Raw genomic sequence first — 24,673 nt, 5'->3', positions numbered from 1 at the left:
CCATGTCCGACCTGCGCCAAACCGGCATCAAAACCCGCCGTCGCGTGCTGGGCGATGCCCATGTTGACCGCGCACAGGCTGGGCAAACACCCTTTGACGCGCCTTTTCAGGCCCTTCTCACCGATACCGCTTGGGGCCATGTCTGGTCCCGCGACACAATTTCCCTGCGCGAACGGTCGATGATGACCATCGCTATTCTGGCCGCCACGGGCAATGATCACGAACTTGCCCTGCACCTGCGCGCCACCGCCAACACCGGCGCATCCGAAAATGATATTATCGAGGCGATCTTGCATGTCGGCGTCTACGCAGGCATCCCCCGCGCCAACACCGCCATGCGCATCGCCAAAGAGGTTCTGGCCGAACGCTCTACAGACTAAAAGCTCGGATCGTTTTTCTGTCCGGGCTTAGGTCCACAACACTCACCCTGCTGCTGCAAAATTAGCATTTGCAGCGAACAGCCCTGCAATCAACCTTTTGCGAAAAATGGGTTTGCGCAGCGTTGCATCGCCAATCCAACGGCGCTGATGTGACAAATCGTCACCAAGCACGGTGCTCGACAGCAAAAGCACGGGAATGGTTGGGCAGGCCTTGCGGAATTCCAACAAATCGTCAACGGCGTCATCCAGATCTGGGGATGAATCCAGATCAAAAATCAGCATGTCCCAAACATTTGGCGCGGACATCAGGCAATCAAGTACGGCTTCGGCACTCGTGCTGTGGTGCGTTTCATGGCCCAGCTCGGCAAGATCCTTCGCAATGCTGCGACTCTGACCCGTATTTGGGGCAACAAGCGCCGTCCTGACCGCAACATCCGACTGCAGGGCTGGCAAATACGTCCGCCATATGTCTTGCGGCTTCGTGCTCGCTTCACAGTGCCCAACACTGACATCCGGTTGCAGATCAAGCTTTCGCAATCGAAAGGCGCCAAACACAATAACCGCGCAGGCGACAAAAATTTCTATAGCCACGGCAATAATCAGTGACTTGAATAACGAATACCCAGCCAGGATCAGCACAATCAAACAAATACCGGCAGCCACAACGCCCAACAGAATTGCCGTAAGGCCCAAATTTGAAGGCCGCGGCGATGACAAGGCGCTCTTGCTCGCTTGCCCTTCAGAGTGGTGGATTTTTCGAACTATGCGTCGCATGGAACACAATTCCTTTCCGGAAGCAGTGTTTTATGGAATGTAACGCTTGCCATGCTCAATTGGTTCCGGCAACCGATACGATTTTACATGAATTCAAAAATCTATATAATAGTTAGGGTTGTAAAGCGGACGTAAAGCTCACCCATTCCCTATATAGTTCTTAGTACACGTTTAGACCACCAAGGGGTACCAAAATCAGCGAAATCTTGCTTATTTGTGCAAAAAACAATAAATCCGCTATCCAGCGGCGTCCACGATCAAGGCCCCAAAACCAAAAAGGCCCCGCCAACCGGCAGGGCCTTTTTCACAACTCAACTCAACCGAATCAATCCTTGGCGCGTTCCACATAGGAATTATCCTCGGTGTTAATCACGATCCGCGTGCCAACCCCGATATGCGGCGGCACCATCACGCGCACGGCCTCATCGCACAGCGCCGGTTTGTAAGATGAAGATGCCGTTTGCCCCTTCACCACAGGCTCGGTTTCCGTCACCTCAACCGTCAACCGCTGCGGCAATTCAATCGCAATGCACACGCCGTTGAAGGTTTTCAACGACACTTCCAGCCCGTCTTTCAAAAACACCGCTGTGTCGCCAATCACGTCTTCGCCAACCGAAATCTGGTCAAAGCTCACTGGCTCCATAAAGTGGAACCCCTCGCCATCGGCATACAGGAAATTATACTTCCGCTCGTCGACATGCGCGCGCTCAACCTGCTCGGTCGTGCGCCAGCGTTCCGAAACCTTCACGCCGTCCAGAATGCCGCGCATGTTCACCGATGTCGTCGGCGTGCCTTTACCGGGGTGAAAGTTTTCAGCAGTCAAAACAACATACAGCTTGTCGTTCATCTCAACGACATTGCCCTTGCGCAGCGAGGAGGCGATGACTTTCACGCGAATTTCCTTGTAACTGTTGCACCCGTCACCTATTGCGCGGGCCGTTGGCGCTAGGCATTAGCCTATCTTGGCCCAAATCTCCAGATCAAAGGCACATCGCATGTCAAATCCCCTAAACTGGTGGCACCCCGACAGGCACGAAGGCCGCCGCCCCGCCCTTTTGGCCCGCAACCGCATCCAAAATGCCCTGCGCGGCTGGCTTGCGGAACAGGATTTCATCGAGGTGGATCCCAGCGCCCTCGTCATCAGCCCCGGCAACGAAACCCACCTGCACGCGTTCGAGACCAGCGCCATCGGCAATGACGGCACACCCCACGCCATGTTCCTGCACACTTCCCCCGAATTTGCGATGAAAAAACTGCTGGCGGCAGGCGAACACCGCATCCACGCCTTTGCCCATGTCTGGCGCAACCGCGAACGTGGGGCCCTGCACAGCCCCGAATTCACCATGCTTGAATGGTACCGCGTGGGTCAGGATTACACTGTTCTGATGGACGATTGCGCCGCCTTTGCCCAACTGGCGATGCAAGCCACAGGCAGCACCCACCTACGCTATAAATCCCATACCTGCGACCCAATGCTGCCCTACGAACGCCTCTCGGTCGCCGATGCCTTCCACCAACATGCCCAAATCGACCTGCTCGCCACAATCACCCCCGATGGCCAAACCAACCGCGATGCCCTCGCCGCCCAAATGGCCGTCCAAAACATCGCCCACGCCCCAAACGACACATGGTCCGACCTGTTCTCTCGCACCCTCGCCGAACGGATTGAACCCCACCTAGGCCACGGCCAAATAACCATGCTCGACCGCTATCCATTGCCCGAAGCCGCCCTCGCACGCCCCTGCCCCGATGATCCGCGCTGTGCCGAACGGTTTGAGGTCTATGCCTGCGGCGTCGAGCTCGCCAACGGCTTTGGCGAACTCACCAACGCCACAGAACAACGCCACCGCTTCACCCAAGAAATGGACGCAAAACACCGCCTCTACGGCACGCGCTACCCGCTGGACGAAGATTTCCTGACCGCACTGACCCACATGCCCGACGCGTCCGGCATCGCAATGGGCTTTGATCGCCTCGTCATGCTCGCCACCGCCGCCCCCAGCATCGACCACGTGATCTGGGCCCCCGTGGCCCACCCCTGAACCCGCCCAGCGACAAAGAACCCTCTTCCCCCCACGCGCCGCCTGCGCTACCAATCAACGCATGAGGTGGAACGTACCCAATATCCTTACCGTCCTGCGTCTGCTCGCCGCCCCCGGCGTTGTGGTCATGTTCCTCTATTTCCAGCGGCCTTGGGCCGATTGGTTTGCTCTGACCCTCTTTGTGCTCGCCGCGATCACCGACTTTTTCGACGGCTACCTCGCCCGCCTGTGGAAACAAGAAAGCAAGTTCGGCACCATGCTCGACCCGATTGCCGATAAGGCTATGGTCGTCATCGCCATTATGGTCATCACCGGCTATTCCGGCATGAACCCTTGGCTTATCCTGCCTGCCACCGTCATCTTGTTCCGCGAGGTGTTCGTCTCCGGCCTGCGCGAATTCCTTGGGGCCAAGGCGGGTCTGCTCAAGGTCACCAAACTCGCCAAATGGAAAACCACCGCCCAGATGGTCGCCATCGCCGTCCTCTTCCTCGGCACCGGCCTTGCCTTCATGGAGGATGGCCGCCCCCCCCGCGCAGGCGAAGGTGAACTAAAGGCCGTCCTTTCCCTTGCCGCGATGGCCACCCATGTCGGAATGCTTTTGATCTGGATCGCCGCTATCCTGACCGCCGTCACGGGGTGGGATTATTTCCGCAAGGCGCTGCCCTATCTGAAAGATGACACATGATCGACGTGCTGTATTTCGCATGGGTTCGCGAACGCATCGGCCTGCCACGCGAACAGGTGGAAACATCCGCCGCTACCGTCAACGACCTTATCGCTGAACTGATACTGCGCGAAGAACGCTATGCCTTGGCCTTTTCCGATCTGTCATCCCTGCGCGTGGCACTCGATCAGGAATTGTCCGATTTCGATGCCCCCCTCGCAGGCGTCCGCGAAATCGCGTTTTTTCCACCGATGACAGGGGGCTAACCCCATGCAAATTCGCGTCCAATCCGAACCGTTTGATATGGGGGCCGAATCCAACGCCTTTGCCCAATCGGCCACAGGCGCGGGTGCCATTGTCACCTTTACCGGCATCACACGCGACAGCGCGGCAGGCGATCTGGCCGTGATGGAAATCGAACATTACCCCGGCATGACCGAACGCGCGCTAACCAGCATCGCCGAACAGGCGATGCAACGCTGGCATCTGACCGATTGCCTTGTCATCCACCGTTACGGCGCCCTCGCACCCACCGATCCCATCATGATGGTCGCCACCGCATCACGCCACCGCGCTAATGCCTTTGCCGCCGCCGAATTTCTGATGGATTACCTGAAATCCCGTGCGCCGTTTTGGAAAAAAGAGATCACTGCCAGCAAAACCGATTGGGTCGCGGCTCGCGCCGAAGACGAAGCCGCCTTAAAGCGCTGGTAGCGCCTTACTCCACCCCGTGAATCATCTTGCGCTCCAGCACCCGCAGCACCATCGCCAAATCATGCCCGCGCCGCAGTACTTGGCCGTCCATGCCCACTACCGAATACATGCCTTGCTTGGCGCGCAGCTTCGGGCGCTTTTCAATCCGGTACATCGGGTTTTCCGCCGTGCGCCGAAACACCGAAAATACCGCAAATTCGCGCAAGGCCGAAATCCCGTAATCGCGCCATTCCCCCCGCGCCACCATCTGCCCATACAGTGACAAAATCACCCCCAGCTCGCGCCGGTCAAAACTAACCTGCTCGGGGATGGGGGCATGAAACGGGATAGGCGGCTCGGCTGTCATAAGGTCCAGACTAGCCCCAGAAATTCACAGTGCAACCTACAACTGCACCACAACCCCGCCCGCCGCATCCGCGTCACTGGCGTCATGCGTCACCATCAACGCAGGAATCCCTCGCTGGCGCAAATGGTCAAAGACAAAGGCCCTGATCTCGGCCCGCAACTCGGCGTCCAGCCGTGAAAAGGGTTCGTCAAGCAACAGCGCCTCGGGTTCCGCCAACAGTGCGCGCATCAACGCCGCCCGCGCCCGCTGTCCGCCCGACAGCGTGGCGGGGTCACGCGCCGCAAACCCCGCAAGCCCCGCTTGGTCCAGCGCCGCCTCAACCGCCACGCGCCGCGCCGCCCCGCGCACAGACGGGGCCAGCCCAAAGGCCAAATTATCCCCCACCGACAAATGCGGAAACAGCATCGCATCCTGAAACAAAACCCCGATCCGCCGTGCCTCGGCAGGCAGGGCCAACACATCCCGCCCGTTCAACCGCACCGCACCGGCCACCACAAATCCATGCGCCAAATGCCCGCCAATCGCATCCAGCAGCGTCGATTTCCCAATCCCCGATGGCCCCATCAAGGTGGCAACCTCACCCGGTTCCACCCGCAAGGTAATCGCGGCAAACAACGGCGGGCCGCCTTTCGGCCCCACGCCAACCTCTTGTAACTCAAGGCTCATACGGCCCCTCCCAGTAACCCGCGCCGGTTGCGGTACACGATGGCGGGCACCAACAGCGCGGCACCATACGCCAAAAACGGCAACCCCGCCTGCAACACCGCATACACCCCCACGACCCGCCTGTCAGACCCGCTTGCCAGCGTCACCGCTTCGGTCGTCAGCGTGGCAATCCGCCCCGCCCCCATGAACAAGGTCGGCAAATACTGCGCCACAGATACGGCAAACCCAATCGCCGCCGCCACCATCAACGGCCGCACCAACATGGGCAGCTTCACCGCCCACAACCGCCGCCACGGACCCGCCCCCAGCGCCGCCGCCGCGCGCAAATGCTGCGGGTCCAGCGCACGCCACGGGTCCGACAGTGCGATCATCACATAGGGAAAGACGAACAGCATCTGCGCCCAAATCACCGCCAGCATCCCGCCGCTGATCCCGATGGTCAAAAACAACACATTCAGCCCGTAGAGAAACCCGATCTGCGGCACCAGTAACGGCAAATAAATCAACGCCTGCGCCCAGCCAGCCCGCCCCCGCCGCGCACGGTCCTCGCCCTCCAGCCACGCCACGGCCAGCACCAAAGACGCCACCGTGGCCGCAACGCCAATCACCACCGTCGCCTGCAACGCCCGCCCCCAACCGCTGCCAGGCGTCATCCACAACTTCATCGACCAGCTTTGCGGCAAGGCCTGCGGAAACGACCAGCGCCACGAGAATGACCAGACCAGCAATGCCACCAGCGCAAGCGCACCCAGCCCCATCAACCCCGCCACCACCGCACTTGCCGCCCATAACCCCGGCTCGGCCCCATGCCCGCGCCCGCCACGCCGCAGCCACCAACGGCCCACATGGCACGCCACCCGTTCCCCCAAAATCCAGCCACCAACCGCCGCCGCCACAACCCCCGCCTGCAACAGTGCCGCCGCAGATGCCGGCAAAATCAACCCCACATCCGGCGCCGAAAACCACCGCACAATCGCCACGGCCAACGTCGGCGGGTTCGACGGCCCAAGGATAATCGCCATATCCACAACCGACAGCGAAAACGCCAACACGATGAAAATCGGCAGCCGTATCAACGGGTAAACCTGCGGCAAGATCACCTTGACCCACACCACCCCCCGCGCATAGCCCAGCGCCCGCCCAGCCGCCAAATGCGCCCGCACCGGCAACTGCCCCAAGGCCGACCCCATCACCAACAGCAAAAACGGCACCTCTTTGATCAACAACCCGACCATCAGCGCCACACCCCACCCGTCATTCACCGTGGCCAGATCCGGCGGCCTGTCCCACCCCGTCAACACAGGCGAAACCATCCGCGCAATCCACCCCGACGGGGCCAGCAAGAACGCCAACCCAATCGCCAGTGCCGCATGCGGTGCCGCCAAAAACGGCATCAACAACCGTCCCATCGCGCCATGCCCCATCCGGCCATGCAGCAAAGCACAAAACCCCGCCGCCAACCCCAGTGCCAAAACCGTAGACCCCAGCCCGGTCGCCAAACTCAGCCGTAAACTGGTGCCAAACCCGGGCAAATCCATCAACTGCCGCCACGGTTCAAACGACCAATCAACCGCCCCAATCGCCGGCAACACACCAAAAGCCGCCCGCGCCGTCTGGGCAAACCCGGCTAGAATGGGCAGCACAACGCCGCCCATCAAGGCCAAGGCAACCACAGCCCGTAACGCACGGCCCTCTGTCACTTGGTGTAACGCTCGCCCCAAGCGTCAACCAGCTTGGTCATCCAGCTTGCATGCGGCTCCAACAACGTCGGCCCCAAATCCTCCAACTTTGGCAAGGCCGGCGACGATGGCAAGGCCGCAAACACGGCCTTCTCCTCATCGCTCAACCGCGCTGGGTCCAGCACCGAAAAACTGCCCAATTCCTCAATATTCTGCTGATGCGCCTGCGTGGCTGGGTCCAACAAAAAGTTCGCCACAACCTCGGCCCCTTCACGGTTGGCTGCGTTATAAGGGATCGCCACAAAGGATATATTCCCGATCGACCCGCCCCGCGGCACGAACACGCGCGCGGTATCCGGCAACAGCCCTTCGGCAATCGCCCCCGCCGCTGATGCAGGGTCGAACGACACGCCAAAGTCCACCTCGCCATCGTTCAGCAATTGCTGCTGCACCGATTGGTTTTCGGGAAATGTCGCCCCCTCGCGCCACATAAACGGGCGCATCGCGTCATACCACTCCCACAAAAACCCCGTGGCATTTTCAAAGGCCTCATCCGTGACAGGGGCCAACAACGCCGCCTTATCCGGCGCAAATTCTACCAAGGCCTGTTTCAAAAACGTGGCCCCCATGAAATTGCTGACATCAGGGTGCGTCACACGTCCCGGATGGGCCTGCGCGTAATCCAGAAAACCCGCCATATCGCGCGGCGGGGTCGTGACCACCGCCGAATCATACGTGAACACAAACCGCGCCAACCGCCACGCGCTTTCATACCCTTCAACCGGCACGGTAAAATCCACCGCCGCCGCAGCCTCCGGCCCCAAATCCACATATTTGGCATTGGGCAAATCAGCCGCGAACGGCCCGTGCAACAAGCCTTGTTCCTTCATCGACAAGAAATTCGGCCCGTTGATCCAAATCATATCAACCGACCCGCCGCTGTCCTTGCCTGCCGCCTTTTCCGAAATCACTTGGGTCACGGCTGTCGCGGTATCGGTCAGCTTGACCTGCTCTACCTTCACGCCGTACTTCGCCTCGGTCTGCTGACCCACCCATTCAATAAACGCATTGGTCCGCGCATCGCCGCCCCAGGCGTTCCAATACACCGTCTGGCCACGTGCCGCGTCAAGGGTTTGCTGCCAATCGGCCAGCGCAGGGGTGGCAAGGCCAAGGCCAAGGACCGCAATCATCAGTGAACGCATGTGAAGTTCCTTACAAAGATCATGAAAATGCACGCCAGCCTTGCAGCCAACGCAAAAGGGTAGTGAACAGGCACGCCGCCGCAAAGCCATAAGCCAAGGGCGCGAACCACGCAGGAAACAGACACATAAGCACGAACACCACGATGGTTTCGGTGCCTTCGGTCAACCCGCCCAGATAGAAAATGCCTTTGGTTGGGTACGCCTCGGCCCGCATCCCCCGCTTGGCCGCGATGGTCGCAAAGGCAAGGAAGGACGACCCTGTACCAACGAAAGCACAGATCAACACCGCCGCCGCCAAGGCATTTTCAGGGGCCGCCAGCGCAAAGCCCAAAGGCACCGTGGCATAGAAAAAGAAATCAAGCGCAATATCAAGAAAGGCGCCGCGATCCGTGGGGCCGTCATGCCGCGCGATAACCCCGTCCAATCCGTCCGCAATCCGGTTTGTCAAAATCAGCGCAAGCGCAAGCCAGTACCAGCCCAACCACAGCGCCGGCAGCGCCAACAGCCCGATCCCAAACCCTGCCAGCGTGACTTGATCCGCACCCACGCCCCGCGCCAACAACGCCCGTGCGGGCGCATCCAGCACGGCCCTTATGATGGGCAAAATCGCGGCGTCAATCATGGGCGGGGCCTTTCTGGGCAGGTTGTTTTGACTAGCCTACCCGCCGCCCGTCTGTCAGCCCCCCTTGGTGTTACAACCGCGCACAATGCCGTTAGAGAGGCACGAGCGCAAAGGGCAGATGGATATTTGGACCAAAGAGAATTGGAGGAGTCAGAGTTTACCCAAGATCTCATCTTGGTGTTCGCCCAGTTTCGGGGCGGGGCGATCCAGCGACAAATCTGCGCGTGAAAAGGTCATGGGCGAGCGTACGCCTTTCAACCCACCGGGCGCGATCTGCATTTGGCGGGCGATAACTTGGGGGTCAGCGAACACTTCGGCAAGGTCATTGATCGGGCCCGCGGGCACGCCATGCGCCTCGCAAGCGGCCAAAAGGTCGGCCTTGCTGCGCTGATTGGTGGCGCGGGTCAGTGCCTCGGTCATCGCCACACGGTTGGCAACACGGTCGGCATTGGTGACAAATTCGGGCGCTGTGCCAAGGGCAGACAGGCCGAGTAGATCACACAGCTTGCGGTATTGCCCGTCATTTCCGGTGGCAATGATGATCCATCCATCGGCGCAATCAAACACCGCATAGGGGGCAAGGTTCGGGTGCGCATTCCCCATCTTTTGCGGCGCGGTGCCCGTGGTCAGATAATTCATCGCCTGATTGGCCATGATCGACGTGGCCACATCCAAAAGCGCCATGTCGATATGTTGGCCTTGCCCTGTGCTGGTGCGTTGGTGCAACGCCGCCAGAATTGCGGTGGACGCATAGATGCCGGTGAAAATATCCGTTACCGCCACGCCCACCTTTTGCGGTTGGCCGTCCGGTTCGCCCGTGACAGACATCAACCCCGACATGCCTTGGATGATGAAATCATACCCTGCGCGGTGCGCATAGGGACCGGTTTGGCCAAAGCCGGTGATCGAACAATACACCAGTCCCGCGTTCACCTGCGACAGGTTGGCATAATCCAACCCGTATTTCGCAAGCCCCCCCAGCTTGAAATTCTCGATCACCACATCCGCATCGGCCACCAGCCGGCGCACAACCTCCTGCCCCTCAGCAGTCCGGAAGTCCACCGTAACAGATCGTTTCCCCCGATTGGTCGCATGGAAATAGGCCGCCGACCGCTCGCCATCGTGGTCGACAAAGGGGGGACCCCAGCGGCGCGTGTCATCGCCTTCCGGGGCCTCTACCTTTATCACATCCGCGCCAAGGTCGGCCAAGGTTTGCCCAGCCCAAGGTCCAGCCAAAATACGGGCCAACTCAATGACCCGAATACCTTTCAGCGGCGCATCCATCGCTTACTTCGCCAATTCAGCGTCAAGCAACGCCTTCAGATCGGCATAGTTCATATTGCTATGCTTCACCCCGTTTAGCACAAACGACGGGGTCGAATTAATCCCGTCCGCCTCGCTATCCGCCTGATACTTGTTCACCATCGCCTGCGCCATCGCCCCGTCATTCAGACAAGCATCCATCGCCGCGTCCTCCAACCCGGCGGTCCGCCCCAAACGCCGCAGGTTGTCCACCACCTTGGCCGGATCATCTGACCCCGCCCATTCGGTCAAATTGGCAAACAGCAAATCCTGAATCCCGAAATACCGCATTTCGCCGCCACACCGCGCAATCATTGCCGCCCACAAACCGTAACGGTCAAAATACACCTCGCGGTACACGAACTTGATCTTGCCGGTATCGATGTAATCGCGCTTCAAATCCTTGAACACTTCCGAATGGAACGTCGCACAATGCGGGCAGGTATAGGACGCGTATTCCGTCAGCACGACCTTGCTGTCCATATTCCCGATCGCCATATCCGGCACCACGGGCAAATCCGCAGCAGGCGCGGTTTGCGCCCAAACCGGCATCGCAGTTGCGGCCAAAACAGCGCCCAGCGCCAGGGTGAATTCTCTACGGTTCATGATCTGCCCTTTTGTGATTTAGCCCGAGATAAGAAGTTTTGCGTCAAAGATTCAAGTGCATCCCGCAACGCATTATCGTGAACACCTGTTGCAATCCGGCTCGCCTCGGCCTTTATCGCAGGGTCGGGGGCCGCCTTTTTCACCGGCGCCGGCGCAAATTCCGCCTGCCCCTCGGCAAATCCCATGGGCGCAGTTTGCGTCACCACCACCCGCGAAATCGCCGCATATCCGTAACAGGCGTTCACCTTTTCCTTGATCGCGGGCAGCTGCATCTGCACCATTGGCCCGTTAGATGATGTGGTCAGCAGCGTCAACGTCGCCCCCATCCCACCCTTGGCATAGCCCACCTTTACGGGCCGCGTCACCGCCGCCAATTCCGTGCCCACAATCTCGCCCCAGGCCGTCAACAACCGCGTCACCGCGAATCCCCGCGATTCCCCCGCGCTGCGAATACGCTCTTTCAACAGCCCCGAGGCCGCCTCAAACCCCCGCATCCGGCGGGTTTTTCCCTCAAACTGTTGGCCCTTGGGCGGCTTCATCTGGTCATTCCTTCAACTGCCGCTATCTTACCCCAAGTGCTGCGCGGTGCCAGCAGGAATGAAGGTAAAGAAAAACCAATGCGCCCCCAATCCACCGCCTTGCTGCAATGGTACGACCAAAACGCCCGCAAAATGCCGTGGCGCAGCCCGCCCCACAGCGGCCAACAAGCCGACCCCTACCGCATCTGGCTGTCCGAAGTGATGTTGCAACAAACCACCGTGGCCGCCGTGCGCGCCTATTTCACCCGCTTCACGGCCCGCTGGCCCACGGTCACCGACCTCGCAAATGCCGATGATGCCGATGTCATGGCCGAATGGGCGGGCCTTGGCTACTACGCCCGCGCCCGCAACCTGCTGAAATGTGCGCGCGCTGTGCAGGCCCTAGGCGGCTTTCCCGATACCTACGCAACCCTCATAAAACTGCCGGGCATCGGCCCCTATACCGCCGCCGCCGTGGCCTCAATTGCGTTCGATGAACCCGCCACCGTGGTGGATGGCAATGTCGAACGGGTCATGGCCCGCCTGTTCAACATCCACACGCCGCTGCCCGCAGCGAAACCCGAACTTACCGCCCTTGCCACCACCCTGACGCCCCAAACCCGCGCAGGTGATTATGCGCAGGCGGTGATGGACCTTGGCGCCACCATTTGCACCCCGCGCAACCCTGCCTGCGGCCTCTGCCCATTGCGCGAATACTGCGCCGCCTACGCACATGGCACCCAAACCACTCTGCCCCGCAAAACCCCGAAACCGGAAAAGCCCACGCGCGCGGGCACCCTTTGGCTCGCCCGTCATCCCGATGGCCGCTGGCTCGTGGAACAGCGCGCCGAAAAGGGGCTTTTGGGCGGCACTATCGGCTTTCCGGGCAACGGCTGGGATACGAAATCCCCCCACAGTGCCGCCCCCATCACCGCCAATTGGCAAGATATGGGCAGTATCCGCCACACCTTCACCCATTTCCACGCCGACCTAACCGTGCTGGCTGCCACCACAAGCGCGCCCCCCGATCACGGAACGTTTCAGCCCGTTAACCCCGAAAACCTGCCCACATTGATGCGCAAGGCCTATGACCTTGCGTTGCCAGCCCTTTTGCCACGTTGACCGTGGCGTGGGGCACAGCCATCATGCGCCCAATCCATAAAGGTGCCCCATGACAACCATTCCCGCCGCCGAAGTGTCCCGCATCAACCACGCTCTGCCCTTCTGGTTATCTCTTGGTCTTGTGCCTGTGGCGGTGCTCTCGGCACTTGTTGGCGGCTGGGCGGTTCTCTTGATGCCGCTGGCCTCTTGGGGGTTGTTTTCGGTGCTGGACGCCATCATCGGCCGCAACACCGACAACCCCGACCTGGAAACGCCCGAGTCCGGCCTTCAATGGTATCGCGCGATCACCCTGATCTGGTTTCCGGTGCAATTCGCTTTGCTTATGTGGCTGCTCTATTACGTTCCCCGCGCCGAGCATTTGGGCGCGCTGGAATCGATCCTCATTTTCTTTGGTATGGGCATCATTTCCGGCACTGTGGGCATCAATTACAGCCATGAACTGATGCACCAAAAATCCAAACTCGAACGCTGGTTGGGCGATCTTCTGCTTGCTTCGGTCCTCTACGGCCATTTCCGGTCCGAACATCTGCGCGTGCATCACCTTTATGTCGGCACCCCGCGCGACCCTGTGACCGCGCGCTATAACGAAGGGTTCCACCGCTTCTTGCCGCGCGTTCTACGCCAGTCGCTCCTGTCCAGTTGGAAGGCCGAAAAGGCCATGCTGGCGCGGCGCAACCTGCCTGTGACCGATTTCAGCAACCCGTTCTGGCGCTACGCTGCCCTGCAAACCGCCATGCTCCTCCTCGCGCTGCTCGTCGGGGGCTGGATGGGCCTTGCACTGTTTTTGTATCAGGCAACCGTGGCCATCTGGCAGTTGGAACTGGTCAATTATGTCGAACATTACGGCCTGACCCGCCGCCATCTGGGCGAAGGCAAGTATGAACACGTCCTGCCCCGCCATTCGTGGAACGCCGATCACACCGCGTCAAACTGGTTGCTGATCAATCTGCAACGTCATTCCGACCACCATTACAAACCCGACCGCCGCTTTCCCTTGCTGCAAACCTACACGGCAGACGAGGCCCCGCAACTGCCTTACGGCTATCCGGTCATGACCGCCGCCGCGATGGTGCCGCCCCTGTTCAAACGCATGATGAACCCGCGTGTGCGCAACTGGCGCAAGGTCAACTATCCCGACATCACCGACTGGCACAGCTATAACAAGGCGTTGAACCCCGCTCCGCGCTAGGTGCGTTCGCGGCTGTGTACGCACTAATATTTGGTTAATGAAAATGTAATTATTGTTGTATTACAATAGCTTAAAAATGTGTCCGCGCGCGAACATTTCAGGCAAAAAAACCCGCCATGCAAGCACGGCGGGCAAGTAGCATCAGGGGCGGCCCCTGACGCAGGCGGTAAACTTTGAAAATCTGGGGGGGCCTAGTGGGGCCGGCTCTCATCCATTTCGGCGCGGATTTGCTGGCGCAAAATATCGATGGAAACCATCTTTCCTTCCCGCTTGAAATGCCAGTAAGTCCAGCCATTACAGCTTGGCGCGCCTTCCATGGCAGCCCCAACCTGATGAATGGACCCCTTCACATCATTGCCCACAAGGGTCCCATCGGCCCGAACCTTGGCCTTATAACGGTTCCCAAGGGAATAGAGTTCCTCTCCCGGCCGCAACATACCCCGCTCGACCACTTGCCCGAATGGAACCCGCGGCTCCGCCCGTTTTGACCCCGTGATTTCCAGCGCCGAGGCGTCAAATTTCCGAACCTTGGCGATCCGCTTTTCGGCAACCTTACGGTAAGCCTCCTCGCGCTCAATCCCGATAAAATCGCGACCTAACATCTTGGCCACAGCCCCCGTCGTGCCCGTCCCGAAAAACGGGTCCAGAACCACATCGCCCGGATTCGTCGTCGCGATCAAAATCCGGTGCAGCAGGCTTTCCGGTTTCTGGGTCGGGTGGGCCTTATCCCCCGCCTCATCCTTCAACCTTTCATGCCCGGTACAAATCGGCAAAACCCAATCCGACCGCATCTGTACCCCTTCATTCAGCGCCTTCAGCGCCTCATAGTTGAAGGTATATTTAGCGCCCTCATCACGGCTGGCCCAGATCAGCGTTTCATGGGCATTGGTCAGGCGTTTGCCCCGGAAATTCGGCATTGGGTTAGATTTGCGCCACACCACGTCATTCAGCACCCAATAGCCTTGATCCTGCAATGTCGCCCCAACCCGGAAAATATTGTGATACGACCCAATCACCCACAACGCGCCATTCGGTTTCAACAACCGTTTCGCCGCCGCAAGCCAGGCTTGGGAAAATTGGTCATACTTGGCAAAGCTGGAAAACTGGTCCCAATGATCATCGACCGCATCAACCTTGGAATTGTCCGGGCGATGCAAATCGCCCTTCAATTGCAGGTTATAGGGTGGATCCGCGAAAATCAGATCAACCGACCCCGCAGGAAGGCTGTTCATCGCCTCAATGCAGTCACCTGCAAGAATTTGGTTCAACGGCAAAACAGCCGCCTCTGGTGTCTTTGTTTTGATCATCATCTCTGCCTCTGCCCCGCGCATTTTGCGTCGTTTGTTAAGGCTAAAGATGAGTCATTCCTGATTCGACGTCAAATTCTTTATTGAATCAACTACTTACAGATTTATCTTGATACAAGATATTGTGTATAGGTTTGAACGAACGTCTATGATGCGCGGTCACCCCAAGATTTAGGAGCGCCAACTGATGCTCTTTTGTCGGATATCCGGCGTTGCGGTCCCAGCCATAGCCCGGATGCTGTTGCGCCAAATCCACCATGATCCGATCGCGTGTCACTTTTGCCACAATGGACGCCGCCGCGATCGACAAGCTTTGCGCATCGCCTTTGATAATCGCCTCGCCGGCGCAGGGCATTTCGCGTGGCATCATGTTTCCATCAATCAAAGCATAGTCAGGAGCCGTTGGCAGCCCCTGTAAGGCCCGCACCATCGCCAAATGACTGGCCCGCAGAATGTTCAAAGCGTCGATTTCCTCAACCGAAGCATGGGCGACCGACACCTCTGCCATATCCATGATCGCGTCAAACAACGCTTCGCGTCGCCGCGCCGTCAGCGCCTTGCTGTCGTTCAGGCCCGCCGGCACCCGCCCCGGCAACAAGCGCACGGCACAGGCGGTCACGGGGCCAGCAAGTGGCCCACGCCCCACCTCATCGACGCCCGCAATGCACAAAGCCCCCCGGTTTCGGGCGGCTATTTCATATCTGTCATCTGGGGCAGATTGTTTCATGGTCCTACCAAACCCTATGGAACCGAAAATGGAAAGGGGCACAAAATGAAAAAGGGGCGGAGGCTGCTCACCCCTCCACCCCAAGTTTGGACGCGCGTCAGCGGGGAACGGTTCCGCGCCACTGCATGGCCATTAGTGGCGGCCACGTCCTTGCGTGCGAAACCCCGAGTTCAGCAGGCAATTCTGATCATATGCCGTGCGGTCACGCCCCCGGCTGTGGATGTCAATTTCGCATTGGCGAGGCAAACGTTGGTCAATTCCCGCACGGCGCAGGCAACGCTCGGGGTATGCGACGCTACTGTGACGGCGGCCCCGCACCTCTACGGCGCAGTGGGCGGGCAAAATCGTCGCGCGGCGGTGGCGCGGCGGCACGTCCCTATAGCGTGGTTGGTGAACCTCGGCAGCGCGAGAACTCTTGTTGTTGTTTAGGGTCGAGCCAATGATGGCAACGGCAGCAATCGCAGCCAAAGCTTTGGCAAGATCATCCCCGCGTATATCTGCGCGAGCCGGAACTGCCGCGGCGGTCATCAAGGCAAGGGCGGTCGCCGTGGCCGCAAGGGTTGCTGTAAAACGGCGGGCGGCGGGGGATTTGAGGAATAACATGCTAAGATCCTTTTGACTTGGGTCAACGCGTTTTGGCGCCGAGGTTGATGGGATCACACTGGCCGCCCCCCAGCTTGACAGGCAATATCGGCGCAGGGCTATGCGATAACCCCGCCGGACCCACCGCGTGATATTGAATAACAACCAGCATTCAGGGCAGATTACCCCCAACCCGCAGATCAGGAGGATCGCGCCGTGAGTTTGAAACAGGGAATTGCAGCCTTAACGATTGGCGTCGCTTTGGCCGGGGCCGCGCAGGCGGAATGCTATGCCGATTATAAGGCCAAACAGGACAACCCCTTGCGGCTGCATTACGGGGTCATGGCCCTGCCTGACACTGCCTGCACAAAAGGGGCGGCGGCTGGGGTGATTGCGCCGCGTTTGGCCCGAGAGGGCTGGACACTGTTGAACGTCCTGTCCATCTTTGGCCCTGAGGGTCTTGCCGAAAGGAAAGCCAGTGCGGGTGCCTACTTCCTCTCCTTCTGAAAGTTTGCGGGCGGGCAACCGGGTCGTGGCGGGTGGCATTGCCGCCATTGTTTTGATCCTGTTTGGCACGGCTGTTTTTTTGTTCCTGAATCTGCCCGATGCCAACGCTTTCAATGCGCGGGTGGAGCGGTTGTTTGTAGAAAACGACGGGCTGACCACGGGGGCCGAGATTAAGCTGCTGGAAATTCTGGCCCAATCGGGCACCGCGTTTTCGGATGTTTTGTCCAGCTACCGCGTCGTGATTTTCGTGCTGCTGGTTTTTGCCACGGCTTTGATGATCGCGGCACTGGTTTTTCTGGTCACTATTGTTGCCTTGAATCGGCGGATTTCGGCGATCCAAAGGTCGGGGATCCAAGTCTCTAGCCTATTTATCAGCCGCGAAAGCAATGCGGTTTATATCAACGATCTGGAATTCAAGCTGACCGAGGCGGCGATTGAAACCTTGTCGGTTCTGGCCGAGGCAAGGATGGATGATGATGTGATGACCGGGGCCCAGATTGAAGGGGTGATTTCGGGCCGCGATGCATCGGATTGTGAAGAGGCGGCGGGGGCCACGCGGGTAAAAAGGCTGCGGGACGCCCTTGGAAACCAGCTGGTTTCGGAACTGCTGGTCAAAACGATTGCCCGCAGGGGCTATGTTTTGGCGGTGGGAAAAGATGTGATCCGGATGAATTGACCGCGGAATGTTCGCGCGCGGACATTTCCACAACATACTGATATTAAACAGTATTCATATTTTTCTTTACCAAATATTAACCCGCGTTCGCGCGGACATATGCGCATTGCTTGACCCTTGCCCCACGACGGCCCATATATCCAATATTGTGAATATAAAGGGGTGCGCCATGAAACGCAGATATCTGATCATCCTTGGCGCGGTCGTGGTGCTGGGCGGCTTGGCCTATGCCAACCGCTATGCACTGGAACATACCGTCATGTCACAAATGCACGGCATGGGCGCGGGGCACATGGGCGGCATGGGCATGGGGCATATGTTCAAAGGCGTGGACACAACCGAGGCCGAGGAATCCGAGCTGCGCGCCATGTTTGAGGGCCACATGCAGATCACCCGCACGGTGGAAAACCTGCCCGATGGTATTCGTACCGTGACCGAAACCACCAACCCCAAGCTGCGCGACGAATTGGTTTCCCATGTAATCGGCATGATCGACCGCGTTGACCAAGGCCGCGACCCGCGCGTTATGATCCAAAGCCCCACGCTGGATATTTTGTTCAAAAACCGCGCGCTGATCGTGACGGAAATGGACCCGACCGACACGGGCATCATCATCACCCAAACATCCACCGATGCCGAAACGGTGGCCGCCTTGCAAACCCACGCTGCCGAGGTGTCTGACCTTGCCGCGCGAGGGATCGTGTCGGCGCAAGAGGCGATGGTGGCGCGGCGGCATTAAGCCCGCGGACTAACGGTATTTCGCAGCCGTAATGAATTCGCCAAACGCCTCGCACCAAATAAGGACTGTGGTGTATTGAGTGATATCAACGCCTTGGGGCACCGGCAAAACCACGCCGTTAAAGGTATTGATATCGCCAATCAGCTGCGCCTGAGATTTCAGCGGCAAAAACTCATCCTCGTGTTCGACGAATTCCTTGACCAGATACAGCTTGTAATCGGGGCCGGGCGCAAGGGTGCCTTCATGGACGATACGATCAGGGGACAGGCTGATTTTACCTTCACCCCAATGCAAGAAATCACTGCCACGTAGATCGCGCGTTAGATCGGCGGTGAACATTGCACCTGAGGCCTGTTCTTGCAACTGCGCCTGACCGAGGGATGGCGGGGCCGTGATGATGGGCAGAAAATAGACGCCCAGCGCAAAGCCGATTGCCACTGCGATCAGATGTGTGAAACCAAGTGTGAAAAAACGCAGCATGAAGACCCCTTATGATTTGCCCCCATGATGGGGGGGCTCGACCCTCGGGGCCAGAGGAAATTTGCGGGTATTTTTTTGCGCGGCCCGTGGCGCGATCCGCTGCGGCCGGATCTGGCCCCTGTCCCTTGCATCGGTGAGGGGGGTGGCCTATATCCGGCCCCTTGCCTTTTGGGGCCAGTAGTTTGTTGGGGGACGCCATGATACCGACGCCTTATTACCTGATCGACAAGGCCAAGCTGGCCGAAAATATGGCCAAGATGGACCGCCTGCGCGACCTTTCGGGTGCGAAATGCCTGTTGGCGCTGAAGTGTTTTGCCACTTGGCCCGCGTTTGATGTGATGCAGGGCCATATGGATGGCACGACGTCCAGCAGTCTGTATGAGCTGCGTTTGGGGCGCGAAAAATTTGGCCATGAGGCGCATGCCTATTCGGTTGCCTGGGCCGAGGATGAGGTGGATGAGGCTGTGAGCTATGCCGACAAGATCATCTTTAATTCCATCAGCCAGTTGGAACGATTTGCGGGCAAAACCGCAGGGATTGCGCGGGGGTTGCGGTTGAACCCGCAGTTTTCGACATCGCATTTTGACCTTGCCGACCCTGCCCGCCCGTTCAGCCGTTTGGGCGAATGGGATTTGGCGAAACTGAATGCGGTGGCGGACCGGATTTCAGGCGTGATGATCCATTACAATTGCGAGAACGGCGATTTTGAGCTGTTTGACCAGCAGTTGACACGGATTGAGGCCGAGTTTGGCGGATTTTTGGAACGGATGGAGTGGATAAGCCTTGGAGGCGGTATTCACTTTACGGGTGAGGGTTATCCGTTGGAACGGCTGGCCGCGCGGCTGCGGGCGTTTGCCGACAGGTTTGGCGTGCAAGTCTATCTGGAACCCGGCGAGGCAGCGATTACGGGCTGTGCCAGCCTGGAGGTGACGGTGCTGGACGTTTTGAACAACGGCAAGGATTTGGCGATTGTCGACAGTTCGGTCGAGGCGCATATGCTGGATTTGCTGATTTACCGTGAACCTGCCAAGATGGCGGTGACGGGGCCGCATGACTATATGGTCTGCGGGAAGTCCTGCCTTGCTGGGGACATTTTTGGCGAGTTTTCGTTCCCTGCGCCGCTGGCTGTTGGGGATCGTTTGTCGATTGCCGATGCGGCGGGGTACACGATGGTCAAGAAAAACTGGTTTAACGGCGTCAAGATGCCGTCGATCGTGTTGCGCGAATTGGACGGGACTTTGACCGTGGCGCGGACATTTGATTATGCGGATTTTGAAGGCAATTTGGGCTGAAAGGGTTTGATATGAAACGCAATGTTTTGATTATTGGCGCGGGCGGTGTGGCGCAGGTTGTGGCGCATAAATGCGCGCAGAATAATGATGTATTGGGGGATTTGCATATCGCCAGCCGGACGGTTGCCAAATGTGAGGCTATTATTGAAGGCGTGCGGGCCAAAGCGTCGATGCAGGTGCCGGGGGCGTTTCATGCCTATACGGTCGATGCGATGGATGTGGACGCGCTGACCGTGTTGATCCGTCAGACCGGGGCGCAGATTGTCATCAACGTGGGGGCACCGTTCGTGAATATGACGGTGATGGATGCGTGTATTGCCACGGGTGCCGCCTATATCGACACGGCGATCCATGAGGACCCCGCCAAGATTTGCGAGACGCCGCCGTGGTACGGGAATTATGAGTGGAAAAAGCGCGAGGCCTGCCGCGCTGCTGGTGTGACCGCGATTTTGGGCGCGGGGTTTGATCCGGGCGTGGTGAATGCCTTTGCCCGCTATGCGGTGGATGCGTGCATGGATGAGGTGCAATCCATTGATATTGTTGATATTAATGCGGGCGGCCATGGGAAATACTTTAGCACCAACTTTGACCCCGAGATCAATTTCCGCGAATTCACTGGCACGGTCTATGCGTGGCAAAACGGCGCGTGGACTGAGAATGCGATGTTCGAGGTGGGGCGCGAGGATGATTTGCCCGTGGTGGGCCGCCAGAAATCCTATTTGTCGGGGCATGATGAGGTGCATTCGCTGGCCGCACGTTACCCGCATGCCGATGTGCGGTTCTGGATGGGGTTCGGCGACCATTACATCAATGTGTTTACCGTGCTGAAAAACCTCGGGCTGCTGTCGGAGCAGCCCGTGACCACCGCCGAAGGGTTGGAGGTTGTGCCGCTGAAGGTTGTCAAAGCCGTGCTGCCCGACCCCTCCAGCCTTGCGCCGGATTATACCGGCAAAACCTGCATTGGTGACTTTGTGAAGGGCACCAAGGATGGCAAGCCGGTTGAGGTGTTTGTGTATAACGTGGCCGACCATAAGGACGCGTATAATGAGGTGGGGTCACAGGGTATTTCCTATACCGCCGGCGTGCCACCTGTGGCCGCAGCCATGCTGATTGCAGATGGGGTTTGGGACGTAGGGCATATGGCCAATGTCGAAGATCTGGACCCCAAGCCGTTTTTGGGGCTGCTGGCCAAACTGGGCCTGCCCACGCGGATCAGGGATGCGGCGGGTGATCGGGCGTTGGACCTATAGCCTAAATATTCGGACAGGGGTTTCCTTGTCTTGGTTTGCCCGCACTCTGGCTCAGAGTGCGGGCAAACCGCTTAAAGGTCTATCCGCAGCGTGCCGTTCGGCTTGGCGGCACGCGAACAGCACAGGATGACGCGGGTTTCACGTTCAGCCGCGGACAGGACGTAATCGCGGTGCTCAACCTCTTGGCCCACGGGCAGGGTTGTGGCGCAGACGCCGCAGATGCCGTCGGAACATTTGGTCGTCACGGGGATGCCTGCTTCGGCCAGCACATCGGTTGCCGATTTATCGGCGGGCACCTGTAGGGTTTTGCCGGATTTGGTCAGTTCCAGCGTGAAGGGGTGGTTCACCCAATCGGGGGCCTCGGGGACGGTGAAATATTCGCGCAGCAGCGCCGCTTCGGGCCAGCCTTTGGCGGTGGCGGCGGCAAAAACCGCATCCATGTAGCGGTTGGACCCGCAGGTATAAAGGCGGAAACCCGATGTGTAATCGGGGATGAGTGCCCCCAGATCGGCGCGGGTGCCCGATTGCGACAGATGGAGTTGCGCGCGGGTTGCCCACGGTTGGGCGGCGATTTCAGCCATAAAACCCGCCGATTCCAGATTGGCGGCGGAATAGTGCAGCGAAAAATCATTGTTCAAGGCGTGCAAGCGGTGCGCCATGGTCAACATCGGCGTCACTCCTATGCCGCCGGCCATGAGGAGGCTGAAGGGCGCGGATTCGTCGAGTGGAAAATGGTTGCGGGGCGGGCTGATGAACAGGCGGCGACCTTGGCGGAAAATACGGTGCATGAGGGCGGAACCGCCGCGCCCCAAGGGTTCGCGCAAAAGACCAAGCACGTATTTGGACGGGTCCGCCGGGTCGCCTGCCAGCGAATATTGGCGCTGGTATTCGGGGGCAATGACCACGTCGATATGCGCGCCAGCGGTAAAGGGCGGCAAGTCGCCCCCATCGGCGCGGCGCAGTTCAAACCGCGCGACATCGGGGGACAGGTCATCGCGTTTGGTGACGATGACAGGAAACACGGGCGGCTCCGCAAGCGGTTGCGGGCCTGGGGCGAGGCCGTCTGTTTCACCACGCGCAAGCCGCGCCTGATAGTCGGCGGGCAGCAAAAGTTCGCGGTAGCGTTTGATGCCCGCCTCGCGGTTCAACGGCTGGATCACGGGATAGGGCTGCGGCATCACATCGGCGGGGTAAACGGCGAGTGTTTGATCTTTGTATTGCAGATCAATTTCGGGGCTTAACCCCCGCGTATTGGTCGCGCGGGCGGTGACGTAGCGGGCGGTTTTTGGGTCGAGTTCGATATCCCACCACCATTTCTTCACGGGATTGATGCGACCGCGCCCCAGCTTATCATCCAATGCCGCCAGTGCCTTGGCGGTTTGCGGCGCTTTCATCGCGACCCAGCGAAAGGCGCTTTCCGCAAACAACCCCTCCAGATTCCACGGGCAGGTTTTCATGCAGCGGCCACACATGCCGCCCGCCGCATTGGTCAGGCGGTAGCGGGTGCATTTTTCGGCATCGGATTTCCAAATCTCATAGCCGTTATACATCAGTTTCGGGCCAGCAGTTATGGCCCCAGACGGGCATTCACGGGCACATTTGTTGCAAGAATTGCAGAATGTTTGCAGGCCAAAATCAATCGGCAAGTCGTGGTCCATCGGCATATCGGTGGTGACGGTGCCCGATTTGAGGCGCGGGCCAAGGAAGGGGTTAAGGATAACCTCGCCAATCCGGCTGACTTCACCTAACCCCGACAGCAGCAAAAGCGGCGGTTGCAGCACCTCGCCATCAATCACCGAATGGACGCGGGCGTCATAGCCCATGCGGCGGATTTGTTCGCCCACCACACCGCCCAGCAGGGAAAAGCGCAGGTAGGCGCGCATGGATTGGGCTACGGAAATCCAGTCGTCGCCAGACGCGCCTTCCATAGTGTCATAGCCTTGGTCGAGCAGCAGGTTGACGCCGTTTGGGTGGCGGGCGTCGATCGGGTCACCGTTTGATCCGTGCGAATACCACGCCCATTCGGGCACGCGGCACAGGCCCACGGCATCGGCCGACAGGTAATAACTGGCGGCTTTGAGGTTTTGGGCGTTGCGCTTGGGGTCTGTGGCCTGCGGTGAGGCGGGGCCGCGCGGGCCGCCGAATTGGAGGAGAAGGAGAGCACCAAGCGCACGGCGGGCACAGGCACCGATGGGGCTTTTGACCACATAATAGCCGCCCTTTGCCACCTCTTGCACCGATTTGCCCATATCGCCGAACAGGGCGCGGGCGAAAAATTCGGCGCGTTTGGGGAAACGGGGGATGCGGGGTTCATCCATAAAGGTGGTGGGTTTTGGCACGCGTTTAAGGGTTTCAAACGGATAGGGGCCAAGGTGGAACGGGCGTTTGGCAAAAGGTTCGGCGGTGGCGGCCGAGCGCGGCGTGTGGCGGCCCATCTGCCAATCGGGGCCGTGACTGCGCCAACCGTTATGGCCCGCGTTGGGCGCTAGGGGTTGGTCGGGGATCAGTTCCATCGTGGAGGTAACCGCCGCGAGGGCAAAGCGTTTGCCGACATAGGGGGCAGTGCCGGATTCGTCCACCAGCCCCGCGCTGACCGCAAGGCGCAAAAGGTCGACATCGGATGTGCTGGCCGAATGGGCGCGGGCGGGGTGGCCCAGCAGGCGCAGGTAGCTGGAGATGACCACAGCGGTATTGTTGGCGAGGAGGGCGGCGCGGTGGGCTTGGGACCCGTGAAGCCAATCGGTGCCGGGTTCAGCCTGTGCGGGGTCGCGGGTGTATTCGACAAGGAAAACAAGCGCGTGGCTGTGGTGCGGAATTAGGCCGTGGGTCAGGCGCGCGGCATCCAGCACATCGGCGTAAATCTGATCAATACCTGCGGCGTGGGTGGCGGGTTGGCCCTGTTCAAGTTCCACCCGCAAGGCATCAATATCGGGGTTGCGGTGGGGGGTGGTTAGGTGGTGGTCGGGGTGCAGGGCCGCAATGCCAACCATCGAGGCATCGAAATAATAGCTGGCGGCCTTTAGGTGGTCGGTGCGGTCTTGTGGTGTGTCGGGAATTTCGGCGGCACCGTGGGCCAATGCGCCATCGCGGACCGTGTCGAACATACCCATGAACCGCGCCATCGCGTTGGTCAGGTTTTCGGGATCGGGGTGGTGAAAGATCAAGGGTTCGGGCGCGGGAAGAGCGGTCAGGTCAGGCGCGCCCGCGTGCCGCGCAAGGCGTTCCAGCGGAAAAGGGCCAAGATGGACGGGCCGATCCTTGATGGAAAACAGGCGCATGGCGGGTCC

At 59.3% G+C, this 24,673-nt stretch carries 27 protein-coding genes; 12 read left to right on the top strand and 15 right to left on the bottom strand.

Translation table 11 applies throughout. The annotated features are described in order from the left end of the window. The first annotated feature begins 2 nt into the window (after positions 1 to 2). Positions 3 to 380, top strand: coding sequence for a 4-carboxymuconolactone decarboxylase (pcaC, locus tag G560_RS0100355; protein ID WP_022702319.1), 378 nt, complete (start codon positions 3 to 5; stop codon positions 378 to 380). A gap of 42 nt (positions 381 to 422) precedes the next feature. On the opposite strand, the gene G560_RS0100350 is transcribed toward pcaC, so the two are convergent. Further along, positions 423 to 1,154: a hypothetical protein gene (locus G560_RS0100350; RefSeq protein ID WP_155947073.1), complete on the bottom strand. Its 732-nt coding sequence runs from the start codon at positions 1,152 to 1,154 to the stop codon at positions 423 to 425. Positions 1,155 to 1,479: 325 nt separating this feature from the next. Further along, positions 1,480 to 2,046: an elongation factor P gene (gene efp, locus G560_RS0100340; RefSeq protein ID WP_022702316.1), complete on the bottom strand. Its 567-nt coding sequence runs from the start codon at positions 2,044 to 2,046 to the stop codon at positions 1,480 to 1,482. 103 nt (positions 2,047 to 2,149) lie between these two features. On the opposite strand from efp, the gene epmA reads away from it, so the two are divergent. The 4 genes from epmA (at position 2,150) to G560_RS0100320 (ending at position 4,574) form a co-directional block, all read left to right on the top strand. Further along, positions 2,150 to 3,196, top strand: coding sequence for an EF-P lysine aminoacylase EpmA (gene epmA, locus G560_RS0100335; protein ID WP_022702315.1), 1,047 nt, complete (start codon positions 2,150 to 2,152; stop codon positions 3,194 to 3,196). Between the two features lie 61 nt (positions 3,197 to 3,257). Next, positions 3,258 to 3,881 (top strand): CDP-diacylglycerol--glycerol-3-phosphate 3-phosphatidyltransferase, encoded by a 624-nt coding sequence (gene pgsA / locus G560_RS0100330; protein ID WP_022702314.1) that lies wholly within the window; start codon positions 3,258 to 3,260, stop codon positions 3,879 to 3,881. Beyond that, positions 3,878 to 4,126, top strand: a complete 249-nt coding sequence (moaD, locus tag G560_RS0100325) for a molybdopterin converting factor subunit 1 (protein ID WP_022702313.1) — start codon at positions 3,878 to 3,880, stop codon at positions 4,124 to 4,126. Before pgsA ends, moaD begins: the two co-directional genes overlap by 4 nt. Positions 4,127 to 4,130: 4 nt before the next feature. Continuing rightward, positions 4,131 to 4,574, top strand: a complete 444-nt coding sequence (locus G560_RS0100320; protein WP_022702312.1) for a molybdenum cofactor biosynthesis protein MoaE — start codon at positions 4,131 to 4,133, stop codon at positions 4,572 to 4,574. Between the two features lie 4 nt (positions 4,575 to 4,578). On the opposite strand, the gene G560_RS0100315 is transcribed toward G560_RS0100320, so the two are convergent. The 8 genes from G560_RS0100315 to G560_RS0100280 form a co-directional block, all read right to left on the bottom strand. Next, positions 4,579 to 4,920 carry a DUF2794 domain-containing protein gene (locus tag G560_RS0100315; protein WP_022702311.1) on the bottom strand — a complete coding sequence of 114 codons (342 nt, stop codon included), beginning with the start codon at positions 4,918 to 4,920 and terminating at the stop codon, positions 4,579 to 4,581. A 36-nt stretch (positions 4,921 to 4,956) separates the two neighbouring features. Further along, positions 4,957 to 5,586 (bottom strand): ATP-binding cassette domain-containing protein, encoded by a 630-nt coding sequence (locus G560_RS0100310; RefSeq protein WP_022702310.1) that lies wholly within the window; start codon positions 5,584 to 5,586, stop codon positions 4,957 to 4,959. Then, on the bottom strand, positions 5,583 to 7,286 hold the full coding sequence (locus G560_RS21565) for an ABC transporter permease (RefSeq protein WP_022702309.1): 1,704 nt from the start codon (positions 7,284 to 7,286) through the stop codon (positions 5,583 to 5,585). The genes G560_RS0100310 and G560_RS21565 overlap by 4 nt, the downstream gene beginning before the upstream one ends. Further along, complete coding sequence (locus tag G560_RS0100300) at positions 7,283 to 8,467, bottom strand: ABC transporter substrate-binding protein (RefSeq protein ID WP_028913556.1); 1,185 nt, start codon at positions 8,465 to 8,467, stop codon at positions 7,283 to 7,285. The genes G560_RS21565 and G560_RS0100300 overlap by 4 nt, the downstream gene beginning before the upstream one ends. A 19-nt stretch (positions 8,468 to 8,486) precedes the next feature. Then, positions 8,487 to 9,089, bottom strand: coding sequence for a CDP-alcohol phosphatidyltransferase family protein (locus tag G560_RS0100295; protein ID WP_022702307.1), 603 nt, complete (start codon positions 9,087 to 9,089; stop codon positions 8,487 to 8,489). A 150-nt stretch (positions 9,090 to 9,239) separates the two neighbouring features. Beyond that, positions 9,240 to 10,373 (bottom strand): CaiB/BaiF CoA transferase family protein, encoded by a 1,134-nt coding sequence (locus G560_RS0100290; RefSeq protein WP_022702306.1) that lies wholly within the window; start codon positions 10,371 to 10,373, stop codon positions 9,240 to 9,242. Positions 10,374 to 10,376: 3 nt separating this feature from the next. Then, on the bottom strand, positions 10,377 to 10,997 hold the full coding sequence (locus tag G560_RS0100285) for a DsbA family protein (RefSeq protein WP_022702305.1): 621 nt from the start codon (positions 10,995 to 10,997) through the stop codon (positions 10,377 to 10,379). Next, positions 10,994 to 11,536 (bottom strand): DUF721 domain-containing protein, encoded by a 543-nt coding sequence (locus G560_RS0100280; RefSeq protein ID WP_022702304.1) that lies wholly within the window; start codon positions 11,534 to 11,536, stop codon positions 10,994 to 10,996. The genes G560_RS0100285 and G560_RS0100280 overlap by 4 nt, the downstream gene beginning before the upstream one ends. 78 nt (positions 11,537 to 11,614) lie before the next feature. Between G560_RS0100280 and mutY the strand changes: the two genes are divergently transcribed. Next, the gene (gene mutY / locus G560_RS0100275) at positions 11,615 to 12,637 is read left to right on the top strand and encodes an A/G-specific adenine glycosylase (RefSeq protein WP_022702303.1); all 1,023 of its coding nucleotides are present in this window, start codon (positions 11,615 to 11,617) and stop codon (positions 12,635 to 12,637) included. A 49-nt stretch (positions 12,638 to 12,686) separates the two neighbouring features. After that, the gene (locus tag G560_RS0100270; protein WP_022702302.1) at positions 12,687 to 13,826 is read left to right on the top strand and encodes an alkane 1-monooxygenase; all 1,140 of its coding nucleotides are present in this window, start codon (positions 12,687 to 12,689) and stop codon (positions 13,824 to 13,826) included. Between the two features lie 191 nt (positions 13,827 to 14,017). Here the strand turns inward: G560_RS0100270 and G560_RS0100265 are convergent, their stop codons facing one another. The 3 genes from G560_RS0100265 to G560_RS20140 form a co-directional block, all read right to left on the bottom strand. Continuing rightward, on the bottom strand, positions 14,018 to 15,136 hold the full coding sequence (locus tag G560_RS0100265) for a site-specific DNA-methyltransferase (protein WP_022702301.1): 1,119 nt from the start codon (positions 15,134 to 15,136) through the stop codon (positions 14,018 to 14,020). An 85-nt stretch (positions 15,137 to 15,221) separates the two neighbouring features. Beyond that, on the bottom strand, positions 15,222 to 15,860 hold the full coding sequence (locus tag G560_RS0100260; RefSeq protein ID WP_022702300.1) for a ribonuclease HII: 639 nt from the start codon (positions 15,858 to 15,860) through the stop codon (positions 15,222 to 15,224). 132 nt (positions 15,861 to 15,992) lie between these two features. Continuing rightward, entirely contained in the window at positions 15,993 to 16,463 is a 471-nt protein-coding gene (locus G560_RS20140; protein ID WP_022702299.1) for a hypothetical protein, read from the bottom strand. 201 nt (positions 16,464 to 16,664) lie between these two features. Between G560_RS20140 and G560_RS0100250 the strand changes: the two genes are divergently transcribed. From G560_RS0100250 to G560_RS0100240, 3 genes are all read left to right on the top strand, one after another. Continuing rightward, a complete protein-coding gene (locus G560_RS0100250; protein ID WP_022702298.1) occupies positions 16,665 to 16,949 on the top strand; it encodes a hypothetical protein in 285 nt (94 codons plus the stop codon). Continuing rightward, positions 16,921 to 17,625, top strand: a complete 705-nt coding sequence (locus G560_RS0100245) for a winged helix-turn-helix domain-containing protein (protein WP_028913553.1) — start codon at positions 16,921 to 16,923, stop codon at positions 17,623 to 17,625. Before G560_RS0100250 ends, G560_RS0100245 begins: the two co-directional genes overlap by 29 nt. A 169-nt stretch (positions 17,626 to 17,794) precedes the next feature. Then, on the top strand, positions 17,795 to 18,364 hold the full coding sequence (locus G560_RS0100240; protein ID WP_022702296.1) for a hypothetical protein: 570 nt from the start codon (positions 17,795 to 17,797) through the stop codon (positions 18,362 to 18,364). 9 nt (positions 18,365 to 18,373) lie between these two features. Here the strand turns inward: G560_RS0100240 and G560_RS0100235 are convergent, their stop codons facing one another. Further along, entirely contained in the window at positions 18,374 to 18,844 is a 471-nt protein-coding gene (locus G560_RS0100235; protein ID WP_022702295.1) for a DM13 domain-containing protein, read from the bottom strand. Between the two features lie 197 nt (positions 18,845 to 19,041). On the opposite strand from G560_RS0100235, the gene G560_RS0100230 reads away from it, so the two are divergent. Both G560_RS0100230 and G560_RS0100225 read left to right on the top strand, forming a co-directional pair. Then, a complete protein-coding gene (locus G560_RS0100230; RefSeq protein ID WP_022702294.1) occupies positions 19,042 to 20,136 on the top strand; it encodes a carboxynorspermidine decarboxylase in 1,095 nt (364 codons plus the stop codon). An 11-nt stretch (positions 20,137 to 20,147) separates the two neighbouring features. Next, a complete protein-coding gene (locus G560_RS0100225) occupies positions 20,148 to 21,386 on the top strand; it encodes a saccharopine dehydrogenase family protein (protein ID WP_022702293.1) in 1,239 nt (412 codons plus the stop codon). A gap of 71 nt (positions 21,387 to 21,457) precedes the next feature. Here G560_RS0100225 and G560_RS0100220 read toward each other — a convergent pair whose 3' ends face one another. Further along, positions 21,458 to 24,664 (bottom strand): 4Fe-4S dicluster domain-containing protein, encoded by a 3,207-nt coding sequence (locus G560_RS0100220; RefSeq protein WP_022702292.1) that lies wholly within the window; start codon positions 24,662 to 24,664, stop codon positions 21,458 to 21,460. Positions 24,665 to 24,673: the final 9 nt, after the last annotated feature.

Origin of the sequence: Pseudorhodobacter ferrugineus DSM 5888 (assembly GCF_000420745.1) — a bacterium.
GTDB lineage: Bacteria > Pseudomonadota > Alphaproteobacteria > Rhodobacterales > Rhodobacteraceae > Pseudorhodobacter > Pseudorhodobacter ferrugineus.
This window is presented reverse-complemented; position numbering and strand designations above follow the sequence as displayed.